This window comes from Pseudomonas sp. LS.1a, assembly GCF_022533585.1.
Classification (GTDB): Bacteria; Pseudomonadota; Gammaproteobacteria; order Pseudomonadales; family Pseudomonadaceae; genus Aquipseudomonas.
Genome location: NZ_CP092827.1, coordinates 100,168 through 120,000, shown reverse-complemented (window position 1 = coordinate 120,000; position 19,833 = coordinate 100,168). Strand labels below are relative to the sequence as shown.

Sequence of the window (19,833 nt, the reverse complement as noted above, 5' to 3'; positions counted from 1 at the left end):
GTATCGGGCTCGCCACCTGCGGCACACTTCCCGCCAACGGATGCGGAATGCTCACCGCCAACCCGCGCGCCAGCACCTGCGGGTCCTGGAACATCTGCGCCAGGTCGTTGATTGGCCCGCACGGCACCCCTGCAGCCTCCAGCTGGCTCACCCACTGCGCCGTGGTCTTGAACACCGTGGCCTGGCGGATCAGCGGAATCAGCTCGGCCCGGTTGGCCACCCGCAGCTTGTTGGTAACGAAGCGTGGATCGTCCGCCCATTGCGGCTGCCCGGCCACCTCGGCGAACTTGCGGAACTGGCTGTCGTTACCCACGGTAAGGATGAAGTCGCCATCCGCCGTCGGAAAATCCTGATAAGGCACGATATTGGGATGCGCATTCCCCAGGCGACGAGGCGGGTTGCCCGTGGTCAGGTAGTTCATGGCCTGGTTCGCCAGGCAGGCCACCTGCACATCGAGCAACGCCATGTCGACATGCTGGCCCACCCCGGTCTGCTCCCGATGGGCGAGGGCAGCGAGGATCGCCACCGTGGAATACAGCCCGGTCAGGATATCGGTCAGCGCCACCCCCACCTTGACCGGCCCCGCACCTTCTTCACCCTCCGGACGGCCAGTCAGGCTCATCAGCCCGCCCAGCCCCTGGATCATGAAGTCATAACCCGCGCGCTTGGCATAAGGCCCGGTCTGGCCAAACCCAGTGATGGAACAATAGATAAGCCGCGGGTTGATCGCCTTCAGGCTCTGGTAGTCCAGGCCATAGGCAGCCAACCCACCCACCTTGAAGTTCTCGATGACGATATCGGACTTCACCGCCAGTTCACGCACCAGGCGCTGCCCCTCGGCCTGGGTGAAGTCGATGGTCACCGAGCGCTTGTTGCGGTTGGCCGACAGATAATAGGCCGCCTCACCGGTGTTCTCACCCTCGGCATCCTTGAGGAAGGGCGGCCCCCACGAGCGGGTATCGTCACCACTGCCAGGGCGCTCGACCTTGATCACATCGGCACCAAGGTCAGCGAGAATCTGGCCAGACCAGGGGCCGGCCAGCACGCGAGAAAGGTCCAGCACCCGCAGATGTGATAGCGCGCCCATGGGCTGGCTCCTTATCAATAGAAGGCCTGGATACCGGTCTGCGCACGCCCCAGGATCAGTGCATGCACATCGTGGGTACCTTCATAGGTGTTGACCACCTCCAGGTTGACCAGGTGACGGGCCACACCGAACTCATCGGAAATGCCATTGCCACCCAGCATGTCACGCGCCATGCGGGCAATATCCAGCGCCTTGCCGCAGGAGTTGCGCTTCATGATCGAAGTGATCTCCACTGCAGCCGTGCCTTCGTCCTTCATCCGCCCCAGACGCAGGCAGCCCTGCAGCGCCAGGGTGATTTCGGTCTGCATGTCGGCCAGCTTCTTCTGGATCAACTGGTTTGCAGCCAACGGACGGCCGAACTGCTGACGGTCCAGGGTGTACTGACGCGCGGTGTGCCAGCAGGCTTCGGCGGCACCCAGTGCACCCCAGGAGATGCCATAGCGGGCAGAGTTCAGGCAGGTAAACGGGCCTTTGAGGCCGCGCACATCCGGGAAGATGTTTTCTTCTGGCACGAACACGTTGTCCATGACGATTTCGCCAGTGATCGAGGCGCGCAGGCCGACCTTGCCGTGGATCGCCGGAGCACTGAGGCCTTCCCAACCCTTTTCCAGGACAAAGCCGCGGATATCACCCGCATCATCCTTGGCCCAGACCACGAATACATCGGCGATCGGGCTGTTGGTGATCCACATCTTGCTACCGGTCAGGCGGTAGCCGCCATCGACCTTCCGGGCACGGGTGATCATCGAACCCGGGTCGGAGCCGTGGTTGGGCTCGGTCAGGCCAAAGCAACCGATCCACTCGCCGCTGGCCAGCTTGGGCAGGTACTTCTGCTTTTGTGCCTCGGTACCGAACTCGTTGATTGGCACCATCACCAGCGACGACTGCACGCTCATCATCGAGCGGTAACCCGAGTCGATGCGCTCTACCTCGCGAGCAATCAGGCCATAGCACACGTAATTCAGGCCACTGCCACCGTATTGCTCGGGAATGGTAGCGCCCAGCAACCCGACCTCACCCATTTCACGGAAGATCGCCGGGTCGGTCTGCTCATGACGGAAGGCCTCGAGCACACGCGGGGCCAGCTTGTCCTGGGCGAACTGATAAGCGCTGTCACGCACCATGCGCTCTTCTTCAGTGAGCTGCTGATCGAGCAGCAGCGGGTCGATCCAGTTGAAGCTTGCTTTACCGGCCATGAGCGAAATCCTCGAAATAGGGGGCAGTGTTCTTGTGCCTTTGAGCCTAGGCCTGATCGGCCGCCGGGACAAACGAGGATTGCGCACCAATTAGTGATAATTTGTCACTTCGTAAATCGGCAAAACGCCATATTGACAGCCTTACGAGTGAGGTTGACGTACATGCGCCGCAAGATCCCCAGTACCGCCGCTCTGGTTTGCTTCGAGGCGGCGGCGCGCAACGAGAGCTTTACCAAGGCCGCCCAGGAACTCGCACTGACCCAAGGTGCCGTCTGTCGGCAGATAGGTAGCCTGGAAGCCTTCCTCAATGTGGAACTGTTCCGCCGCTCGCGCCGCGGCGTGAAGCTGACCGAAGCCGGCCTTTCCTACAGCCGTCAGGTGGCCGCCCAACTGGACGCAGTAGAGCGCGACACGTTGTCGGTAATGCGCCAGCAGGGCGCCAACGTGATCGAATTGGCCGTGGTACCCACCTTCGGCACCCAGTGGCTGCTACCGCGGCTCAAGGACTTCCAGCAGCGCCACCCGGAGGTCACGGTCAATCTCACCAACCGCACCCGGCCCTTCCTGTTTGCCGACACCACCTTCGATGCTGCCATCTACTTCGGCGATGCCGACTGGTCCGGCACCCAGTCGCACCGGCTGATGGGGGAAAACCCGGTACCGGTGTGCAGCCCGGCGCTGCTGGGCGGGCAGGGTGCGCTCGACGCGCAGCGCATTGCACAATTGCCACTGCTGCAGCAGAGCACGCGCCCCTATGCCTGGCGGCAGTGGTTCGGCAGCGTCGGCATGAATGTGGAGCGCGACATGACAGGCCCGCGCTATGAACTATTCTCGATGCTCGCCCAGGCGGCCATGCATGAGATGGGCATCGCGCTGATTCCGCCGTTCCTGATCCAGCGCGAGTTGGAGGAGGGTAGGCTGGTGGTCGCTAACAGGCATGCCCTCAGTAGTGACAAGGCCTACTATCTGATGATTCCGGAGCGCAAGGTGGAGTCGGCTTCGCTGCGCGCCTTCCGCGACTGGCTACTGAGCCAGGCTCAGGCGTACACGGCGAAGACTTAGGGAAGCGCGACAAATTGACCCCGTAGTCAATTATTTTAAACACCTACAGATATATGTATTTGTCGCATCTACATAAACTGTTATGCGGGTGCAAAAATCCTCTTTAATCCTGCTTACGGCGCGGCTTTGCGGGTTATTTTGCGACATTCACCAAGCCGTAAGCGAATTGACCGCAAAATTTTTGATTTTTTCTCCTACTCTGCCAATAGCCTATGTTTGACGCGCTGCAGCCTGACCGTTGCGACATACGGTCACAGGGTGACTTGTAGTTTTGACTTCGTTTCGCTCCAGAATCGGTTGAAGGCCCCCGGCTTCGTCTGCAAAATGCTTCGCCCGCCCGGAATTCGGCGGGTCGGCGCTCCACAGCCGCCCCAGCGCACCATCCGAAGTGCGCTGGCTTTTACAAAGACAAAAGGTCACCGCAGGAGAAATAGTCGTGCACATTGGTGTTCCTCTCGAGACGCAGACCGGTGAGACAAGGGTCGCTGCGACCCCGGAAACCATCAAGAAACTGATTGGCCAGGGCCATCAGGTCACCGTCCAACGGGGGGCAGGGCTCAACGCCAGCATTCCGGACAGTGCCTATGAGGCCGTGGGCGCTTCCCTGGGGAGTGCAGCCGATGCCTACGGCGCCCAATTGGTGCTCAAAGTGGTCGCCCCCAACGACCAGGAACTGGCCCTGATCAACAGTGGCAGCCTCCTGGTGGGCATGCTCAACCCCTTCAACAGCGAGCTGATTGGCAAGATGGCCGAGCGCGGCATTACCGCGTTCGCCCTGGAAGCCGCGCCACGCACCTCGCGGGCGCAGAGCCTGGACGTGCTGTCATCGCAAGCCAACATCGCCGGTTACAAGGCGGTGTTGCTGGCTGCCCATCACTACCCACGCTTCATGCCCATGCTGATGACCGCCGCCGGGACCGTAAAGGCCGCGCGCGTGCTGATCCTGGGCGCGGGCGTTGCCGGCCTGCAGGCCATTGCCACGGCCAAGCGCCTGGGTGCGGTGATCGAGGCGTCCGACGTACGCCCGGCCGTGAAGGAGCAGATCGAGTCGCTGGGTGCCAAGTTCATCGACGTGCCCTACGAAACCGATGAGGAGCGCGAGTGCGCCGAAGGTGTTGGCGGTTACGCTCGGCCAATGCCGGCCAGCTGGATGCAACGCCAGGCCCAGGCCGTGCACGAGCGCGCCAAGCAGGCGGATATCGTCATCACCACTGCGCTGATCCCGGGGCGCAAGGCACCGACCCTGCTCAGCGCCGAAACCGTCGCGCAGATGAAGCCCGGCTCGGTGGTCATCGACCTCGCAGCGGCCCAGGGTGGCAACTGCCCGCTGACCGTCGCCGACCAGGTGGTACAGGAGAACGGCGTGATCATCGTCGGCCCGACCAACCTGCCGGCCCAGGTGGGCGCCGATGCCTCGGCGCTGTATGCCCGCAACCTGCTGGACTTCATGAAGCTGCTGTTCGACAAGGACGGCGCGCTGGTCATCAACCTCGAAGACGACATCGTCGCGGCCTGCCTGATGTGCCGTGATGGCCAGGTCGTCCGCAAGAACGGCTAAGGAGCACGACAATGGAAGACATGCTGATTTCCCACGGCATCTACAACCTGATCATCTTCGTGCTGGCCATCTATGTGGGCTACCACGTGGTGTGGAACGTCACCCCGGCGCTGCACACGCCGCTGATGGCCGTGACCAACGCCATTTCGGCGATCGTCATCGTCGGCGCCATGCTGGCCGCAGCCCTGACCGTGACCCCGGCCGGCAAGCTGATGGGCACCCTGGCAGTGGCCCTGGCCGCGGTCAACGTGTTCGGTGGCTTCCTGGTCACCCGTCGCATGCTTGAGATGTTCAAGAAGAAAACCAAGAACGAGGCGCAGAAGTAAGCATGAGCATGAATCTGGTAACGCTCCTCTACCTCGTCGCCTCGGTGTGCTTCATCCAGGCGCTCAAGGGCCTGTCGCACCCGACTACCTCGCGGCGCGGCAACCTGTTCGGCATGATCGGCATGGGCATCGCCATCGTCACCACGGTCGGCCTCATTTATAAGCTCGGGGCTGAGCTTGCGACTGCCGGTATCGGCTACGTCATCGTTGGCCTGCTGGTCGGCGGTACCGCCGGTTCGATCATGGCCAAGCGCGTAGAGATGACCAAGATGCCGGAACTGGTCGCCTTCATGCACAGCATGATCGGCCTGGCTGCGGTGTTCATCGCCATCGCCGCGGTGCTGGAACCGCAATCGATGGGCATCGTTGCCGCCATGAGCGACCCGATCCCCACCGGCAACCGCCTGGAGCTGTTCCTCGGCGCGGCCATCGGTGCCATTACCTTCTCCGGTTCGGTGATCGCCTTCGGCAAACTGTCGGGCAAGTACAAGTTCCGCCTGTTCCAGGGCGCACCGGTACAGTTCGCCGGCCAGCACAAGCTGAACCTGATCCTCGGCCTGACCACCATCGCCCTGGGCCTGCTGTTCACCTTCACTGGCCACTACAGTGCCTTCACCCTGATGCTGGTCCTGGCCTTCATCATGGGCGTGCTGATCATTATTCCGATCGGGGGCGCCGACATGCCGGTGGTGGTGTCGATGCTCAACAGCTATTCGGGCTGGGCCGCGGCCGGTATCGGCTTCTCGCTGAACAACTCGATGCTGATCATCGCAGGCTCCCTGGTCGGCTCGTCCGGTGCGATCCTCTCGTACATCATGTGCAAGGCGATGAACCGTTCGTTCTTCAACGTCATCCTCGGTGGCTTCGGTGGTGATACCGATGCCGGCGCGGCACAAGGCTCGAAAGAGCAGCGCCCGGTGAAGTCCGGTTCGGCCGACGATGCTACCTTCCTGCTCAGCAACGCCGACAGCGTGATCATCGTCCCGGGCTACGGCCTGGCGGTGGCGCGCGCCCAGCACGCACTGAAGGAACTGACCGAGAAGCTGACCCACAACGGCGTAACCGTGAAGTACGCGATTCACCCGGTGGCGGGCCGTATGCCCGGGCACATGAACGTGCTGCTGGCCGAGGCCGAAGTGCCGTACGACCAGGTGTTCGAGATGGAAGACATCAACGCCGAGTTCGGCCAGGCCGATGTGGTGCTGGTGCTGGGCGCCAACGACGTGGTCAACCCGGCGGCGAAGAACGATCCCAAATCGCCAATCGCCGGCATGCCGATCCTCGAAGCGTTCAAGGCCAAGACCATCATCGTCAACAAGCGCTCCATGGCCAGCGGCTACGCCGGCCTGGACAACGAACTGTTCTACCTCGACAAGACCATGATGGTGTTCGGCGACGCCAAGAAGGTCATCGAAGACATGGTCAAGGCGGTGGAGTGACACCTGTCGCTGCAAACCAGCTGATATAAAGGAAGCCCCGGTCAGAATCTGCCGGGGCTTTTCTTTTATTGATCCGGATCAACGGCTCTATTCCAAGCCTTCTCATACGACCATGGTCGCGGGACGGCAAGGGGCGAAGTCTCTAGACTGCGCTGCAGTAGTTTCAGTAGCCCGAGATAACAATCCATGTACCGTGATCGTATCCGCTTGTCCTCCCTGCACAGCAAGGTAATGAGTGCGGCTGATGCCGCTGGTCTGATCGAGGACGGCATGACCGTCGGCATGAGCGGCTTCACCCGCGCCGGCGAAGCCAAGGCCGTACCACATGCACTGGCCGAACGTGCCAAGCAGTCGCCACTGAAAATCAGCCTGATGACCGGCGCCAGCCTGGGCAACGACCTGGACAAGCAACTGACCGAGGCCGGCGTGCTGGCTCGCCGCATGCCGTTCCAGGTCGACAGCACCCTGCGCAAGGCCATCAACGACGGCCAGGTGATGTTCATCGACCAGCACCTGTCGGAAACCGTCGAGCAACTGCGCAACCAGCAGCTGAAGCTGCCGGACATCGCGGTCATCGAAGCCGTGGCCATCACCGAACAAGGCCATATCGTACCAACCACCTCGGTGGGCAACTCGGCCAGCTTCGCGATCTTCGCCAAGCAGGTGATCGTCGAGATCAACCTCTCGCACAACACCAACCTCGAAGGCCTGCACGACATCTATATCCCGACCTACCGCCCGACCCGCACGCCAATCCCGCTGGTCAAGGTCGACGACCGTATCGGCAGCACCGCCATCCCGATCGACCCGGCCAAGATCGTCGGCATCGTCATCAGCGACCAGCCGGACTCGCCGTCCACCGTACTGCCGCCGGATGACGAAACCCAGGGCATCGCCGACCACCTGATCAACTTCTTCAAGAAAGAAGTCGAAGCTGGCCGCATGACCAACAAGCTTGGCCCGCTGCAGGCCGGTATCGGCAGTATCGCCAACGCAGTGATGTGCGGCCTGATCGAGTCGCCGTTCGAAGACCTGACCATGTACTCCGAAGTACTGCAGGACTCCACCTTCGACCTGATCGACGCCGGCAAACTGAGCTTCGCTTCGGGCAGCTCGATCACCTTGTCGACCCGCCGCAACGCCGACGTGTTCGGCAATCTGGAGCGTTACAAAGACAAGCTGGTGCTGCGCCCGCAAGAAATCTCCAACCACCCGGAAGTCGTCCGTCGCCTGGGCATCATCGGTATCAACACTGCGCTGGAGTTCGATATCTACGGCAACGTCAACTCCACCCACGTCTGCGGCACCAAGATGATGAACGGCATCGGTGGCTCGGGTGACTTCGCCCGTAACGCCCACCTGGCCGTGTTCGTCACCAAGTCGATTGCCAAGGGTGGCGCGATTTCCAGCGTGGTGCCGATGGTCAGCCATGTCGACCACACCGAGCACGATGTGGACATCCTGGTCACCGAGCAAGGCCTTGCCGACCTGCGAGGCCTGGCGCCACGCGAGCGGGCCCGGGCGATCATCGACAACTGTGTGCACCCAGACTACCGCGCGGCACTGAACGACTACTTCGATCGTGCCTGCCAGCGTGGCGGCCACACCCCGCACATCCTGCGCGAAGCCTTGAGCTGGCACGAGAACCTGGAAGAAACCGGGCGCATGCTGGCTAGCTGATCCAGATGTGGTACGGAACGGCGGCCCTGCTTCCGCTGTTCCGGGCTCTTCGCGGGCTTGCCCGCGAATGGGCCATAACAGTCAAACCCTTTCATCAACACCCCCCGCCGCAATTTGCAACATAATCTGTACTACTGTACTGGTGTTTTCACACCTTACTGGCTGAGAAATTCCCTTCCTCGAACCAAAACGCACCAAATAAGTGCGGACCAGTACAGTTACGCCAGTTTCGGGTGCAACAGTAGGGTTACACAGTTAACTGGACCATCGTCTTTCAACCGAACTGTATCTACTGTTATGGACGACAGAGGAGGATCATTGGCATCAGTTAAATCACTACCTAATCCCGCCATAAGCGGAAGGATGAAACATCATGGAACGTACCCTCAGTTCCGGTCTGGTTTTTGAAAGCAACGCCCAACAATCCAACGCTTCGCTGCCGCTGCGCGCTCTGTCCACCCTGCTGCTGTGGCAGCGCCGCATGGCCAGCCGCCGTCAACTGGCTCGCCTGGACGCCCGCCTGCTGGCCGACGCCGGTATCAGCGAGTCGCAGCGTTACGAAGAGCTGAGCAAGCCTTTCTGGCGCTAAGCTCCGGCTTGCCGGCTTCGGCCGGCACCGCGAATTCCCGAAACCCGTTGCAGGTGACTGCGACGGGTTTTTTGTTTGCAGGCCGCATGACAGAGCCTTTCCGCAAACTTACCAATACAGTTTGTGAAAAACAAAAATACACAGGTACAGTTCATGAGCGCGCTGTTCATTAACATCCAGAAACACCGGCGCGTGATACGCTTGGTGTAACAGTCTGGTAGAACGCACTGTTGAAAGTACCGCGACGAGCTGTGTGAGCGTCCGATAAACAGAACCACCCGACCCTAGTCCAGGAGTCCACGATCATGTCCCGCAAATACCTGATTGGCGCCGCTCTGATGCTGAGCCTGGCCGGCACCGCAAACGCCACCAGCTTCGTTGTCACCACTGACGCCGTCGTTGGCGCAGTGGCCGCGTCCACCGATGCCACTTCCGATATTTCCTCCTCGTTCCGTGACGACAAGATCGTCCAGGCCGCCCGTGACGACGCCGCCAGCTTCGTTGGCAGCCAGGGCGACATCCGCGGCGCCAAGCTGGAAAGCGCTTTCCTGCACATCCGCTCGCAGATGCCTGCCCTGCAGGCCAGCGATGCACAACTGGCCCAGGCCATCCTGGCGCTCTGACCCCGGCTGAACCGTTCAGCTGTGCTGGTCACTACCAGCACAGCCGTACTCACCTTTGCCGCCCACGTTTCCAGCTGTCGTAGAGCCCATGCGTTATCTGTTGCCGTTGCTGTTCTCCGTTGTTGGCGTGGCCAGCGCCCATGCCATGGATACCACCACGCAAGGGCTGGTCATCACCGGCTATGTCACCAGCCAGGTCACCACCGCACCGTTCGACCGCAAACTGGTCCGCCAGGCCCACGACGATGCCGCTGCCTTCGTCGCCAGCGACGGCCAGATCCGCGGTGCGCGGCTTGAAGCAGCGCTGGAATCATTACGCCACAATTGCGCACGGCAACGCGTCGGCGATCTGGAACTGGCGCAGGCAATTCTCGTCCAATAACTACATCTGACTCCCTGTATTTTTCGGAGATGCTCCATGCGTAAACCGCTGATTGCCGCTACCCTCGGCATGCTGCTGCTGGCCGACCTGGCCCAGGCACAGACCCTGGTGGCCACCAGCAATATCATCGTGCGGGCCTTTGGCCGTTCGATCGATTTCACCTCTGACACCACCACTTCGATCCGCGACTCCAAAGTGGTGCGCGAAGCCCATGACGACGCCGCCAGCTTTGTCGCCAGCAACGGTGAAATTCGCGGCGCCCAGCTCGAGGCCGCCTTCAACACCCTGCGCGAGCGCGTGCCGCAAGCGCGCGACGCCAGCGACCAGGTACTGGCCGAAGCCATCCTCGCGCTGTGAACCGCGTGCGCGCCTGGCTGCTCGGCTGCGCCCTGACGCTGCTCGGCACGCCCGCCCTGGCCGACCTGCAGCTCGCGCTGCAGGCGTCCGGCCTTGATTCGCAGCAGGCCCAAGCCACCCAGGCCCTGCTCGACGAGGCCCTGGGCAAGCTGCCCCCTCGCTTCAAGCAACAGCTGAACCGCCGCGTGCAGGTCAGCTGGAGCGACAACATGCCGGCCGACGCCTATGGCCAGGCATCGTTGGTGTCCACCCTCGAACTCAATCGCCGCCTGCTGCCCAGCCTCACCGATGGCAGTGCCGCCACCGAGCGCACCAACCGCCCGCATGGCACGGTGCGTGAAGAACTGCTGGCCACCGTGCTACACGAGCTCACTCATATCTACGACCGCGCCCGGCTGTGGCCCAACGCCGACAGCGCGCTGATCACCCGCTGCAAGCGCCAGCAAGGAACGTTGGGCAAGGTCGGCCTGCCCGAGGCATGCCGTGGCCAGGCAGAACGCCGCTTCACCCTCAGCGACGACCCGCGCCTGCTCGACCTGGCCGGGTGGCAGCAGTACGTGGGCCGACGCGGCGAGCGCGAGCAGCACAACGGTCAGTTCGTGCGCAGCCCCGACAGCTATGAACTGAGCAGCCCCAAGGAGTACATCGCGGTCAACATGGAGTATTTCCTCCTCGACCCGAGCTACGGTTGCCGCCGCCCGGCGCTGAACCAGTACCTGCGTGAGCACTTCGGCTGGGCACCGCAACAGGACAGCTGCGCCAAGGGCCTGCCGTTCATCAATGCCGGCAGCGACTTCGCCCGCCAGCCGCTGGGCGAAATCGACCCCGAGCGGGTCTATGAGGTGGATTACCTGCTGGCCGAAGCCAACCAGAACCTGGTCAGCCGCTGGGGCCACAGCATGCTGCGCCTGGTGATCTGCAAGCCAGGCCGCCCACGCGGGCCGGACTGCCGCCTGGACCTCGACCAGAGCCTGGTGCTGTCGTACCGCGCCTTTGTCAACGATGTGCAGCTTTCCAGCTGGGACGGGCTGGTCGGCGCCTACCCCTCGCGACTGTTCGTGCTGCCGCTGGGCCAGGTGATCGACGAATACACCAAGACCGAGCTGCGCAGCCTGGCCTCGGTACCCTTGCGGCTCAGCCGCGACGAGATCGAAAACCTGGTGCGCCAGGCCGCCGAAATGCACTGGAGCTACGACGGCAACTACTGGTTCCTGTCCAACAACTGCGCAGTGGAGTCGTTGAAGCTGCTGCGCAGCGGCACCGCCAACCCACGCCTGAACGACCTCGACAGCATCATGCCCAATGGCTTGCTGGCCGTGCTCAAGGGCAGGGGGCTGGCCGACACCAGCGTACTCGACGACCCCCGCGAGGCGCTGCGCCTGGGTTATCGCTTCGACTCCTACCGCGACCGTTACCAGGCCATGTTCGAGGTGTTGAAGAAACAGTTGCCAATCAAGCAGGCCAAGGTCGAAGACTGGCTGGCTCTGGACGCCGAGCAACGTCGGGGCTGGTTCGCCCAGGCCGACCTGCGCACCAGCGCCGCCTTGCTGCTGCTTGAACAGGCCAGCTTGCGCCGGCAACTGCTGCTGGCCCAGGAAGAGGTCAAGCAGCGCTACCTGAATGCCGCCGCGCGGAACGATGGCAGCGTCAGCAAGGCCGATGCGACCCTCCGGCAGATGCTGGCCAACAGTGGCTTCCTCAGCCGCCCGGCAGAGTTGCTCGATAGCAAAGGCTACGGGCTGCCACAGCCGCAGGAGCGCAAGCACCTGGAACAGGTCAGCAGCGAGCGGCAGGCGCAGTTGCTGCGCTTGAGCACGAGCCTGGACAAAGAGGTGAGGGCGCTGCTGGAGCCGTCGCGGGCCAGGGAAATTGCGGCGGTGGAAGCCAATGTGAAGCAGGTGGGCGAACATCTGCGGGCACTGCACAAGGCCGCCGGTGGCCTGCAATTGTAACGACCATTGTGCCGGCCTCTTCGCGGGCATGCCCGCTCCCACAGGATCTGTACAGCACCTGAGATCTGCGCCGCACCTGTGGGAGCGGGTTTACCCGCGAAAGGGCCGGCACAGACAGCACAAGGCCTACAGGTTCTCCTGCGCCTCCGAAGGCAAATCCTCATCCAGATGCAACCAAGGCAACCGGCTACCCACCCAGATATGCCGGTTGGCCCTGACCCGCTCCGGGTGGTCCAGGGTCGCCACCGTCACATCCACCGTGTCCGGGCTATGCGTGGTCACCAGCGCCACATGCGCCCCGCAATGCCCACAGAAGTACCGGCTGCAACTGGCCGGCGCGACATAGCAGTTCGGCTCGCCCGCCAACCACCGGAACCCCGAGCGGGGCAGGGTGAGCCAGGTCACCACCAGCCCGCCGCTGACCCGCCGGCAGATCGAACAATGGCAGTGGGCAATGTCCGTCAGGTCGCCCTCCAACCGATAACGCAAGGCGCCACAATGGCAGCCACCCTCGGTCACCTCCTGCATCACCTACCTCTCGTCGCCTTTGCTTCGGCGAAAGCTGGCTGAAAGCTTGCCCTCATAGGATAGCCCCCACTACCGGCACAAGACCGGTCAGCCAGGGCACCCGGTAACCACCGCGCCCGGCCCAATCAACAACAACAATGGTGATTCTGATGTTTTCCTGTGCCCGACTTTCCGTAGCCACCCTCCGCATGCTCCCCGCACAGCGCCATACGCGCTGATTCGCCCGAATCGACTTTCCTTTCGCCGCGCCACGCCTGGAGTACTGCCATGCTGACCTTCCTCGGCTTTGCCATGGTCATCACCTTCATGTACCTGATCATGACCAAGCGCCTGTCGGCCTTGATCGCGCTGATCCTGGTACCGATCCTGTTTGCCCTGTTCGGCGGTTTTTCCGCCAAGATCGGCCCGATGATGCTCGAGGGCATCAGCAAGCTCGCGCCTACCGGCGTGATGCTCATGTTCGCCATTCTCTACTTCGCCCTGATGATCGACTCCGGCCTGTTCGACCCGGCCGTGCGCAAGATTCTCAAGCTGGTCAAGGGCGATCCGCTGAAAGTCTCCGTCGGCACCGCAGTACTGGCCCTGGTGGTCTCGCTCGACGGTGACGGCGCCACCACCTACATGATCTGCTGCGCCGCCATGTTGCCGATGTACAGCCGCCTGGGCATGAGCCCACGGATCATGGCCGGCCTGATCATCCTCGCTGGCGGGGTGATGAACATGACCCCCTGGGGCGGCCCGACCGCCCGTGCCGCCAGCGCCCTGCACGTGGACCCGTCAGACATCTTCGTGCCGATGATCCCGGCCATGCTGTTCGGCGTGCTGGCAATCCTTGCCATCGCCTACCTGTACGGCAGGCGCGAACGTGCCCGCCTGGGCGAGTTGCACCTGCCCACCGACGACATCGATCACAGCGAAATCACCGTTTCGCAGTACCCGGACGCGCGCCGGCCTAAACTGCTGTACTTCAACGGCGCCCTGACCGCTGCCCTGATGGTCGCGCTGATTGCCGGTGTGCTGCCGCTGCCGGTGCTGTTCATGATCGCCTTCAGCATCGCCATGATCGTCAACTACCCGTGCCTGCAGCAGCAGAAAGACCGCATCGCCGCCCATGCTGGCAGCGTGCTGGCGGTCACCGGGCTGATCTTCGCCGCCGGCATCTTCACCGGGATCCTGTCGGGCACCGGCATGGTCGACGCCATGTCCAAGAGCCTGCTGGCGGTCATCCCCGAGGCGCTGGGCCCTTACCTGGCAGTGATCACAGCGATCGTGAGCATGCCGTTCACGTTCTTCATGTCCAACGACGCGTTCTATTATGGCGTGCTGCCGGTGCTGGCCGAAGCCGCCAGCCATTACGGCATCAGCCCGGTGGAAATGGCCCGTGCGTCGATCGTCGGGCAGCCGGTACACCTGCTCAGCCCCTTGGTACCCTCCACCTACCTGCTGGTGGCCCTGGCCGGCATCGAGTTTGGCGATCATCAGCGCTTCACCTTGAAGTGGGCAGTGCTGGTGTGCCTGTGCATAATGCTCGCCGCGCTGCTGATGGGCATTTTCCCGCTGTTCAGTAGTCTTTAATAAACGCGTATTACCCCAACGCGACGCGCCCCTGATCCGGACGCGTCGCCTTTACCGTTCGAAGGAAAACACATGGAATGGCTGACCAGCCCGGAAATCTGGGTTGCCTTTTTTACCCTTACTGCGCTTGAGATCGTCCTCGGTATCGACAACATCATCATGATCTCGATTCTGGTCAGCCGCATGCCCAAGCACATGCAGCCACGCACCCGGATCTTTGGCCTGGCCCTGGCCATGGTCACCCGTATCATGCTGTTGCTGTCGATCACCTGGGTCATGCGCCTTACCGCCGACCTGTTCGTGGTGTTTGGCCAGGGCATTTCCGGGCGTGACCTGATCCTGTTCTTTGGTGGCCTGTTCCTGCTGTGGAAAAGCTCGCAAGAGATCTACCACGGCCTGGAAGGCGAGGACGAGAATCCGGAAGAGCCGAAAGGCGCGGGTGGCAAGTTTTTCTATACCATCATCCAGATCGCCATCATCGACATCGTGTTCTCGCTGGACTCGGTGATCACGGCGGTCGGCATGGTGTCCCATGTACCGGTAATGATCGCCGCGATCATCGTCGCCGTGTTGGTGATGATGCTGTGCGCCGGCACCATCAGCGAGTTCATCGACAAGCACCCGTCGCTGAAGATGCTCGCACTGTCGTTCCTGATCGTGGTCGGTACCGTGCTGATCGCCGAAGCTTTCGACGTGCATGTGCCCAAGGGCTACGTCTACTTCGCCATGGCGTTCTCGCTGGCGGTGGAAGCCATCAACATCCGCATGCGCACCGCCCTGGCCCGCAAGAACGGCAAAGAGCATGAGCCAGTGAAACTGCGCAAGGACATTCCGGGTCAATAAGATCAGGAAGTGCAGGACACAAAGGGCCCTTCGGGGCCCTTTTTCATGCCCGGATTACTGAATTCTGCCGTTTGCTGTACTGGCCTCTTCGCGGGCACAGGCAATCATTCATTTCCCATGTGTTTCAAATCACAGACAGCCATGCGAAGCTGGCGACAGCTACGCAAAACAACTAAAGCTTTGAGTGAGCACTGAAAATTCTTCAAACGCTCACGCTTCTTCTCTTGGCCCGCTGGGCCAATGCAACAGGGGGCCGTCGCCATGCTGACCCTGCTCAACCTGCTCTCGGCCGTTACGCTTCTGGTCTGGGGCACCCACATCGTACGTACCGGCATCCTGCGGGTATTCGGCTCGAGCCTGCGGCGCATCATCGGCCAGAACATGAACAAGCGCCCGCTGGCGTTCGTCGCCGGCATTCTGGTCACGGCCATGGTGCAAAGCAGCAACGCCACTGCCATGCTGGTCACCTCGTTCGTCGGCCAGGGCCTGATGGCCATGACCCCGGCCCTGGCGATCATGCTCGGCGCCGACGTGGGTACCGCGCTGATGGCCCGGGTGCTGACCCTGGACCTTTCCTGGCTGTCGCCACTGCTGATCTTCCTGGGTGTGATCTTCTTCCTCTCGCGCAAGCAGACGCGGGCTGGCCAGCTGGGCAGGGTAGGCATCGGGCTTGGCCTGATCATCCTGGCATTGGAGCTGATCGTGCAGGCAGCTACGCCGATTACCCACGCCCAGGGCGTGAAAGTGCTGTTCGCCTCGCTGACCGGCGACATCATGCTCGACGCACTGGTCGGCGCATTGTTCGCCATGATTTCCTATTCCAGCCTGGCCGCTGTGCTGCTCACCGCGACGCTGGCCGGTGCCGAGGTGATCAGCCTGCCGGTGGCCATCGGCCTGGTGGTCGGCGCCAACATCGGCAGCGGGCTGCTGGCCTTCATCAGCACCAGCATGCAAAACGCCGCCGGGCGCCGGGTGGCCCTGGGCAGCCTGCTGTACAAGCTGATCGGCCTGCTGCTGATCATCCCCGTACTGCACCCATTGGTGGGCTGGATGGACTCACTGAGCTTCAGCCCGCAGGAGCTGGTCATCGGCTTCCACCTGCTCTACAACACGCTGCGTTGCCTGATCATGCTGCCCACGGTCAAACCCATGGGCCGGCTGTGCAACGCCCTGCTGCCCGAACGGGAAAACGGCAACGGCCAGATACGCCCGCGCCACCTCGACACCTCGGCGCTGGAAACACCCAGCCTGGCCTTGGCCAACGCATCCCGCGAAACCCTGCGCCTGGGCGATATCGTCGACAGCCTGCTTGAAGCCATGCTCGGAGCCCTGCGTGGTACCCAGACTGCCTTGCCGCAGCAGGTCCGCGCTTTGGGCGAGGACGCCGAAGCCTTGTACAGCGCGATCAAGCTGTACCTGGCGCAGATGTCGCGTGAAGACCTCAGCGAACAGGACAACCGCCGCTGGGCAGAAATCATCGAGCTGGCAATCAACCTCAAGCTGGCCTGCGACCTTATCGAGCGCATGCTACGCAAGGTCCAGCAGCAGAAAACCAGCCAACGCCGGGAATTCTCCCAGGTGGGGCTGGAGGAGCTGACCGGCCTGCAGGAACAGTTGCTGGCCAACCTGCGCCTGGGCTTGTCGGTGTTCCTCAGTGCCGACCCGGAAAGCGCCCGCTTGCTGCTGCGGGAAAAACGCCGTTTTCGCGCCCAGGAACGGCGCCTTGCCCACGCCCATGTCAGCCGCCTGCAGCGCAAGGTAGTGCAAAGTATCGAGACCAGTTCGCTACACTTGGAGCTGATCGCCGACATGAAGCGGTTGAACTCTTTGTTCTGTAGCAGTGCCTATGTGGTACTGGGCGGCTCGGACACGGGCGGGCTGATGCTCGACAGCGTGCCGGACGAAGCCCGTCTGCCGTGATTTCGCCTACCTGAGGACCCGAGCTCGCCCATGCGTTGCCTGATGTTCGTTTGCCTGCTGATCTGCAGCCTGCCCTCATTCGCCCTCGACCGTTCGCGGGTTGAAGGTTACCTGTTGCCCAATGGCCTGCAGGTCATCCTGAAAAACGGCTATGAACGTGACCATGTGGCGATCCGCCTGGTGGTCGGCGTCGGCCTGGATGACTTCAATTGCGAGCAGAAAGAGCTGCCGCACCTGCTCGAACACCTGCTGTTCAGCGGCATCGACGAAACCGGCGAGGGCGGCCTGGAAGAGCGCCTGCAATCGCTGGGCGGTGAATGGAACGCCTACACCAGCAGCGCCGACACCACCTTCGTCATCGAAGCCCCGGCGCGCAACCAGCGCAAAATCCTTGACCTGCTGTTGGCGGTGATTCGTGACACCCGCATCGATGCCAAGACCCTGGCCACCGCCAAGCGCATCATCGAGCGCGAGGATGGCGGCCACTATGGCCACCTGCAGCGCTGGCTCGACCGCCAGGACATCGGCCACCCCGCCAGTGACCAGCTGGCCACCGAACTGGGCCTGAAATGCCCGGAGCGCTCCAACCTCGACGACATGACCCTGGAGCAGGTGACCACCTTGCGTGACCGCTGGTATGCGGCCAACAACATGACCCTGATCGTGGTCGGTGGTCTCGACCGCCTGCTGCCGGCCTACCTGGAGCGCACCTTTGGCGAACTGCCCGCCACCGAGCCGGAGGAACGCCGCACCCTGGAAAGCATCGGCCAGCAAGCTGAACAGCGCCGCAACCTGACCCGCGGCTGGCTGGGTGACAGCGTCAAGCTGCACTGGCTGTTCGTCGAGCCGGTGCTGGACAACGATCACCAGGCCACCCTCGACCTGCTGTCGCACTACCTGGACTGGGCGCTGTACGACCAGCTGCGCCTGCGCAACGGGCTGTCCTACGGCCCCTCGGCAAAACGCGAAAGCTTTGGCGACACAGGCCTGCTCAGCCTCAACGCCGACCTGGAGCGCGAGGACATCGACCAGGCGGTCGAGGTGATGCAGAAGTTGTTCGACCACCTGCGCAAGGAAGGCCTCGACCCGGACACCTTCGAGCGTATCAAGTACGCCAGCGTCGCCAAGGAAAGCTGGAGCACCCAGGGCAACAGCGCCTTGGCCGACTACTACTGGGGTGCGCTGAACGACTATAGCGACGGGCGTTTTGCCAACCCGGTGCGCAAGCTGCGCCAGGTCAGCCTGGCGCAGGCCAACGCGGCGCTGAAGCAGCTGCTCAAGGAAGATGGTTATGTACGTATCGAGAAGCCCTTGCTTGGCTACGATGAACTCTACGGGCTGGTTGCCTTGCTGTTGGGGCTGATCCTGGCTGCGGGGCTGTTGCGCTGGCGTCGGCATGGTCCGGAAAAGCCGAGCGGTGCTACACGCGAGTAGTGAAACGACGGTATCCTTTTGCCAGTACCGGCCTCTTCGCGGGCACGCCCGCTCCCACAAAGTTCAGTGGCAACCCGGACCCTGTGGGAGCGAGCGCGCCCGCGCGAAGAGGCCAGCACAGCCACCTCACCCATTCTGTTGTAGCCCCCAATGCCCCAAATCCCCCACATCGTCCAGCGCATCATCGAACTGCTCAAACGCTACCCCGGCATCATCGCGCTCTGCGGTTTCCTCTCCGGCATCGGTAGCTTCATCCTGGTCGACCGCCAGGCTGGCCTGGCCAGCTGGGTAGCCGTGCTCATGTTGGTCAGCTGGCTCTGGCTGATGCTGGAAAACACCCTCACCGGCCTGTTCGCGCGCACTTTCAACCGCGAAATCCCGCAGCCGCTGCTACGCTACGCGACGCAGATGATCCACCAGGAATCGCTGTTCTTCGTGCTGCCGTTCTTCTTCATCACCACCACCTGGAACAGCGGCCAGCTGGTATTCACCGGCCTGCTCGGTGCGGCCGGGCTGATTTCGATCATCGACCCGCTGTACTACAAATGGCTGGCACCGCGGCGCTGGCTGTTCCTGGCGCTGCACACCCTGACCCTGTTCGCCGCCCTGCTGACTGCGCTGCCGATCATCCTGCACCTGACCACCGCGCAAAGCTTCAAGCTGGCCCTGATCGCGGCCATGGCCCTGTCGTTCCCCAGCCTGGCCAGCAGCTTCCCGATCAACAACTGGCGCCGCGCCGTGGCCCTGGTGCTGGTCACCCTGGCGGTCGGCGGCGGGGGCTGGCTGCTGCGCTCCTGGGTACCACCGGCGACCCTGTGGATGACCGAGGTGGCGGTCAGCACCGAAGTGCTGAACCGCCAGCCGGGCGATTCGCTGCACGAAATAGCCGCCAGCCGCATCCGTAGCAGCGGCCTGTACGCCTACACCGCAATCAACGCGCCACGCGGCCTGAACGAACGGATCTACCACGTGTGGCAAAAGGACGGCCAGGAAGTCGACCGCATTGCTCTGGACATCCACGGCGGGCGCAAGGAAGGCTACCGGGCCTGGACCCACAAGCAGAACTTCCCGCCGAACCCGGTGGGCAAGTGGCAGGTGAGGGTACTGACCGAGGATGGGCAGGTCATCGGCGTGCTGCGCTTCAAGGTGATAGATGACGCGCAGGCGCAATGATTGAAAGGGGCCGCTTTGCGGCCCTCTGTCCTCAACAGACAGCACATAATCACCAAACAGCCCATGTCCGCTGCGCTATGATCAGCCCCTAAGCCTTAGCGCCGAGTCA

The 19,833-nt window shown here is 62.5% G+C and carries 18 protein-coding genes (1 of these 18 only partly in view); 15 read left to right on the top strand and 3 right to left on the bottom strand.

Features of this window, described 5'->3' with window-relative positions; all coding sequences use genetic code 11:
- Together MKK04_RS00575 and MKK04_RS00570 are read right to left on the bottom strand one after the other, a co-directional pair.
- Positions 1–1,087, bottom strand: partial view of a CaiB/BaiF CoA transferase family protein gene (locus tag MKK04_RS00575; RefSeq protein WP_241106144.1) — the 5' portion only. It extends 134 nt beyond the left edge of the window; 1,087 of the gene's 1,221 nt are visible here — the first part of the coding sequence; the start codon lies at positions 1,085–1,087; its stop codon lies off the left edge, out of view.
- A gap of 14 nt (positions 1,088–1,101) precedes the next feature.
- The gene (locus MKK04_RS00570) at positions 1,102–2,283 is read right to left on the bottom strand and encodes an acyl-CoA dehydrogenase (protein WP_016712875.1); all 1,182 of its coding nucleotides are present in this window, start codon (positions 2,281–2,283) and stop codon (positions 1,102–1,104) included.
- Between the two features lie 162 nt (positions 2,284–2,445).
- Here MKK04_RS00570 and MKK04_RS00565 point away from each other — a divergent pair, with 162 nt between their 5' ends.
- From MKK04_RS00565 to MKK04_RS00520, 10 genes are all read left to right on the top strand, one after another.
- The gene (locus MKK04_RS00565) at positions 2,446–3,345 is read left to right on the top strand and encodes a LysR family transcriptional regulator (protein WP_207831558.1); all 900 of its coding nucleotides are present in this window, start codon (positions 2,446–2,448) and stop codon (positions 3,343–3,345) included.
- Between the two features lie 436 nt (positions 3,346–3,781).
- On the top strand, positions 3,782–4,903 hold the full coding sequence (locus MKK04_RS00560; RefSeq protein WP_015268506.1) for a Re/Si-specific NAD(P)(+) transhydrogenase subunit alpha: 1,122 nt from the start codon (positions 3,782–3,784) through the stop codon (positions 4,901–4,903).
- A gap of 11 nt (positions 4,904–4,914) precedes the next feature.
- Positions 4,915–5,229: an NAD(P) transhydrogenase subunit alpha gene (locus MKK04_RS00555; protein ID WP_003256966.1), complete on the top strand. Its 315-nt coding sequence runs from the start codon at positions 4,915–4,917 to the stop codon at positions 5,227–5,229.
- Positions 5,230–5,231: 2 nt separating this feature from the next.
- Positions 5,232–6,668 (top strand): NAD(P)(+) transhydrogenase (Re/Si-specific) subunit beta, encoded by a 1,437-nt coding sequence (locus MKK04_RS00550; protein ID WP_063912395.1) that lies wholly within the window; start codon positions 5,232–5,234, stop codon positions 6,666–6,668.
- Between the two features lie 186 nt (positions 6,669–6,854).
- On the top strand, positions 6,855–8,348 hold the full coding sequence (locus tag MKK04_RS00545; RefSeq protein WP_024087961.1) for an acetyl-CoA hydrolase/transferase family protein: 1,494 nt from the start codon (positions 6,855–6,857) through the stop codon (positions 8,346–8,348).
- 373 nt (positions 8,349–8,721) lie between these two features.
- Positions 8,722–8,937: a DUF1127 domain-containing protein gene (locus tag MKK04_RS00540; RefSeq protein WP_003256968.1), complete on the top strand. Its 216-nt coding sequence runs from the start codon at positions 8,722–8,724 to the stop codon at positions 8,935–8,937.
- 305 nt (positions 8,938–9,242) lie between these two features.
- Positions 9,243–9,560, top strand: a complete 318-nt coding sequence (locus tag MKK04_RS00535; RefSeq protein WP_025337247.1) for a DUF2388 domain-containing protein — start codon at positions 9,243–9,245, stop codon at positions 9,558–9,560.
- Between the two features lie 88 nt (positions 9,561–9,648).
- Entirely contained in the window at positions 9,649–9,942 is a 294-nt protein-coding gene (locus MKK04_RS00530; RefSeq protein ID WP_233688238.1) for a DUF2388 domain-containing protein, read from the top strand.
- 36 nt (positions 9,943–9,978) lie between these two features.
- Complete coding sequence (locus MKK04_RS00525; protein ID WP_015268501.1) at positions 9,979–10,299, top strand: DUF2388 domain-containing protein; 321 nt, start codon at positions 9,979–9,981, stop codon at positions 10,297–10,299.
- Positions 10,296–12,251 (top strand): DUF7844 domain-containing protein, encoded by a 1,956-nt coding sequence (locus MKK04_RS00520; protein ID WP_241106143.1) that lies wholly within the window; start codon positions 10,296–10,298, stop codon positions 12,249–12,251. Before MKK04_RS00525 ends, MKK04_RS00520 begins: the two co-directional genes overlap by 4 nt.
- A gap of 126 nt (positions 12,252–12,377) precedes the next feature.
- Here MKK04_RS00520 and MKK04_RS00515 read toward each other — a convergent pair whose 3' ends face one another.
- A complete protein-coding gene (locus tag MKK04_RS00515) occupies positions 12,378–12,779 on the bottom strand; it encodes a GFA family protein (protein ID WP_207831552.1) in 402 nt (133 codons plus the stop codon).
- Between the two features lie 267 nt (positions 12,780–13,046).
- On the opposite strand from MKK04_RS00515, the gene MKK04_RS00510 reads away from it, so the two are divergent.
- From MKK04_RS00510 to MKK04_RS00490, 5 genes are all read left to right on the top strand, one after another.
- Positions 13,047–14,354: a CitMHS family transporter gene (locus MKK04_RS00510; RefSeq protein WP_207831550.1), complete on the top strand. Its 1,308-nt coding sequence runs from the start codon at positions 13,047–13,049 to the stop codon at positions 14,352–14,354.
- Positions 14,355–14,426: 72 nt separating this feature from the next.
- Positions 14,427–15,197, top strand: coding sequence for a TerC family protein (locus tag MKK04_RS00505; RefSeq protein ID WP_207831548.1), 771 nt, complete (start codon positions 14,427–14,429; stop codon positions 15,195–15,197).
- Positions 15,198–15,458: 261 nt separating this feature from the next.
- On the top strand, positions 15,459–17,117 hold the full coding sequence (locus MKK04_RS00500) for a Na/Pi cotransporter family protein (RefSeq protein ID WP_207831545.1): 1,659 nt from the start codon (positions 15,459–15,461) through the stop codon (positions 17,115–17,117).
- A gap of 30 nt (positions 17,118–17,147) precedes the next feature.
- The gene (locus MKK04_RS00495) at positions 17,148–18,551 is read left to right on the top strand and encodes a M16 family metallopeptidase (RefSeq protein WP_207831542.1); all 1,404 of its coding nucleotides are present in this window, start codon (positions 17,148–17,150) and stop codon (positions 18,549–18,551) included.
- A gap of 150 nt (positions 18,552–18,701) precedes the next feature.
- A complete protein-coding gene (locus tag MKK04_RS00490) occupies positions 18,702–19,724 on the top strand; it encodes a DUF5924 family protein (RefSeq protein ID WP_207831540.1) in 1,023 nt (340 codons plus the stop codon).
- Positions 19,725–19,833: the final 109 nt, after the last annotated feature.

Coding starts and splice junctions, on each gene's coding strand:
- MKK04_RS00570 (WP_016712875.1), bottom strand. CDS start 2,283: ATGGCCGGTAAAGCAAGCTTCAACTGGATCGACCCGCTGCTGCTCGAT.
- MKK04_RS00565 (WP_207831558.1), top strand. CDS start 2,446: ATGCGCCGCAAGATCCCCAGTACCGCCGCTCTGGTTTGCTTCGAGGCG.
- MKK04_RS00555 (WP_003256966.1), top strand. CDS start 4,915: ATGGAAGACATGCTGATTTCCCACGGCATCTACAACCTGATCATCTTC.
- MKK04_RS00550 (WP_063912395.1), top strand. CDS start 5,232: ATGAGCATGAATCTGGTAACGCTCCTCTACCTCGTCGCCTCGGTGTGC.
- MKK04_RS00545 (WP_024087961.1), top strand. CDS start 6,855: ATGTACCGTGATCGTATCCGCTTGTCCTCCCTGCACAGCAAGGTAATG.
- MKK04_RS00540 (WP_003256968.1), top strand. CDS start 8,722: ATGGAACGTACCCTCAGTTCCGGTCTGGTTTTTGAAAGCAACGCCCAA.
- MKK04_RS00535 (WP_025337247.1), top strand. CDS start 9,243: ATGTCCCGCAAATACCTGATTGGCGCCGCTCTGATGCTGAGCCTGGCC.
- MKK04_RS00530 (WP_233688238.1), top strand. CDS start 9,649: ATGCGTTATCTGTTGCCGTTGCTGTTCTCCGTTGTTGGCGTGGCCAGC.
- MKK04_RS00525 (WP_015268501.1), top strand. CDS start 9,979: ATGCGTAAACCGCTGATTGCCGCTACCCTCGGCATGCTGCTGCTGGCC.
- MKK04_RS00515 (WP_207831552.1), bottom strand. CDS start 12,779: ATGCAGGAGGTGACCGAGGGTGGCTGCCATTGTGGCGCCTTGCGTTAT.
- MKK04_RS00510 (WP_207831550.1), top strand. CDS start 13,047: ATGCTGACCTTCCTCGGCTTTGCCATGGTCATCACCTTCATGTACCTG.
- MKK04_RS00505 (WP_207831548.1), top strand. CDS start 14,427: ATGGAATGGCTGACCAGCCCGGAAATCTGGGTTGCCTTTTTTACCCTT.
- MKK04_RS00500 (WP_207831545.1), top strand. CDS start 15,459: ATGCTGACCCTGCTCAACCTGCTCTCGGCCGTTACGCTTCTGGTCTGG.
- MKK04_RS00495 (WP_207831542.1), top strand. CDS start 17,148: ATGCGTTGCCTGATGTTCGTTTGCCTGCTGATCTGCAGCCTGCCCTCA.
- MKK04_RS00490 (WP_207831540.1), top strand. CDS start 18,702: ATGCCCCAAATCCCCCACATCGTCCAGCGCATCATCGAACTGCTCAAA.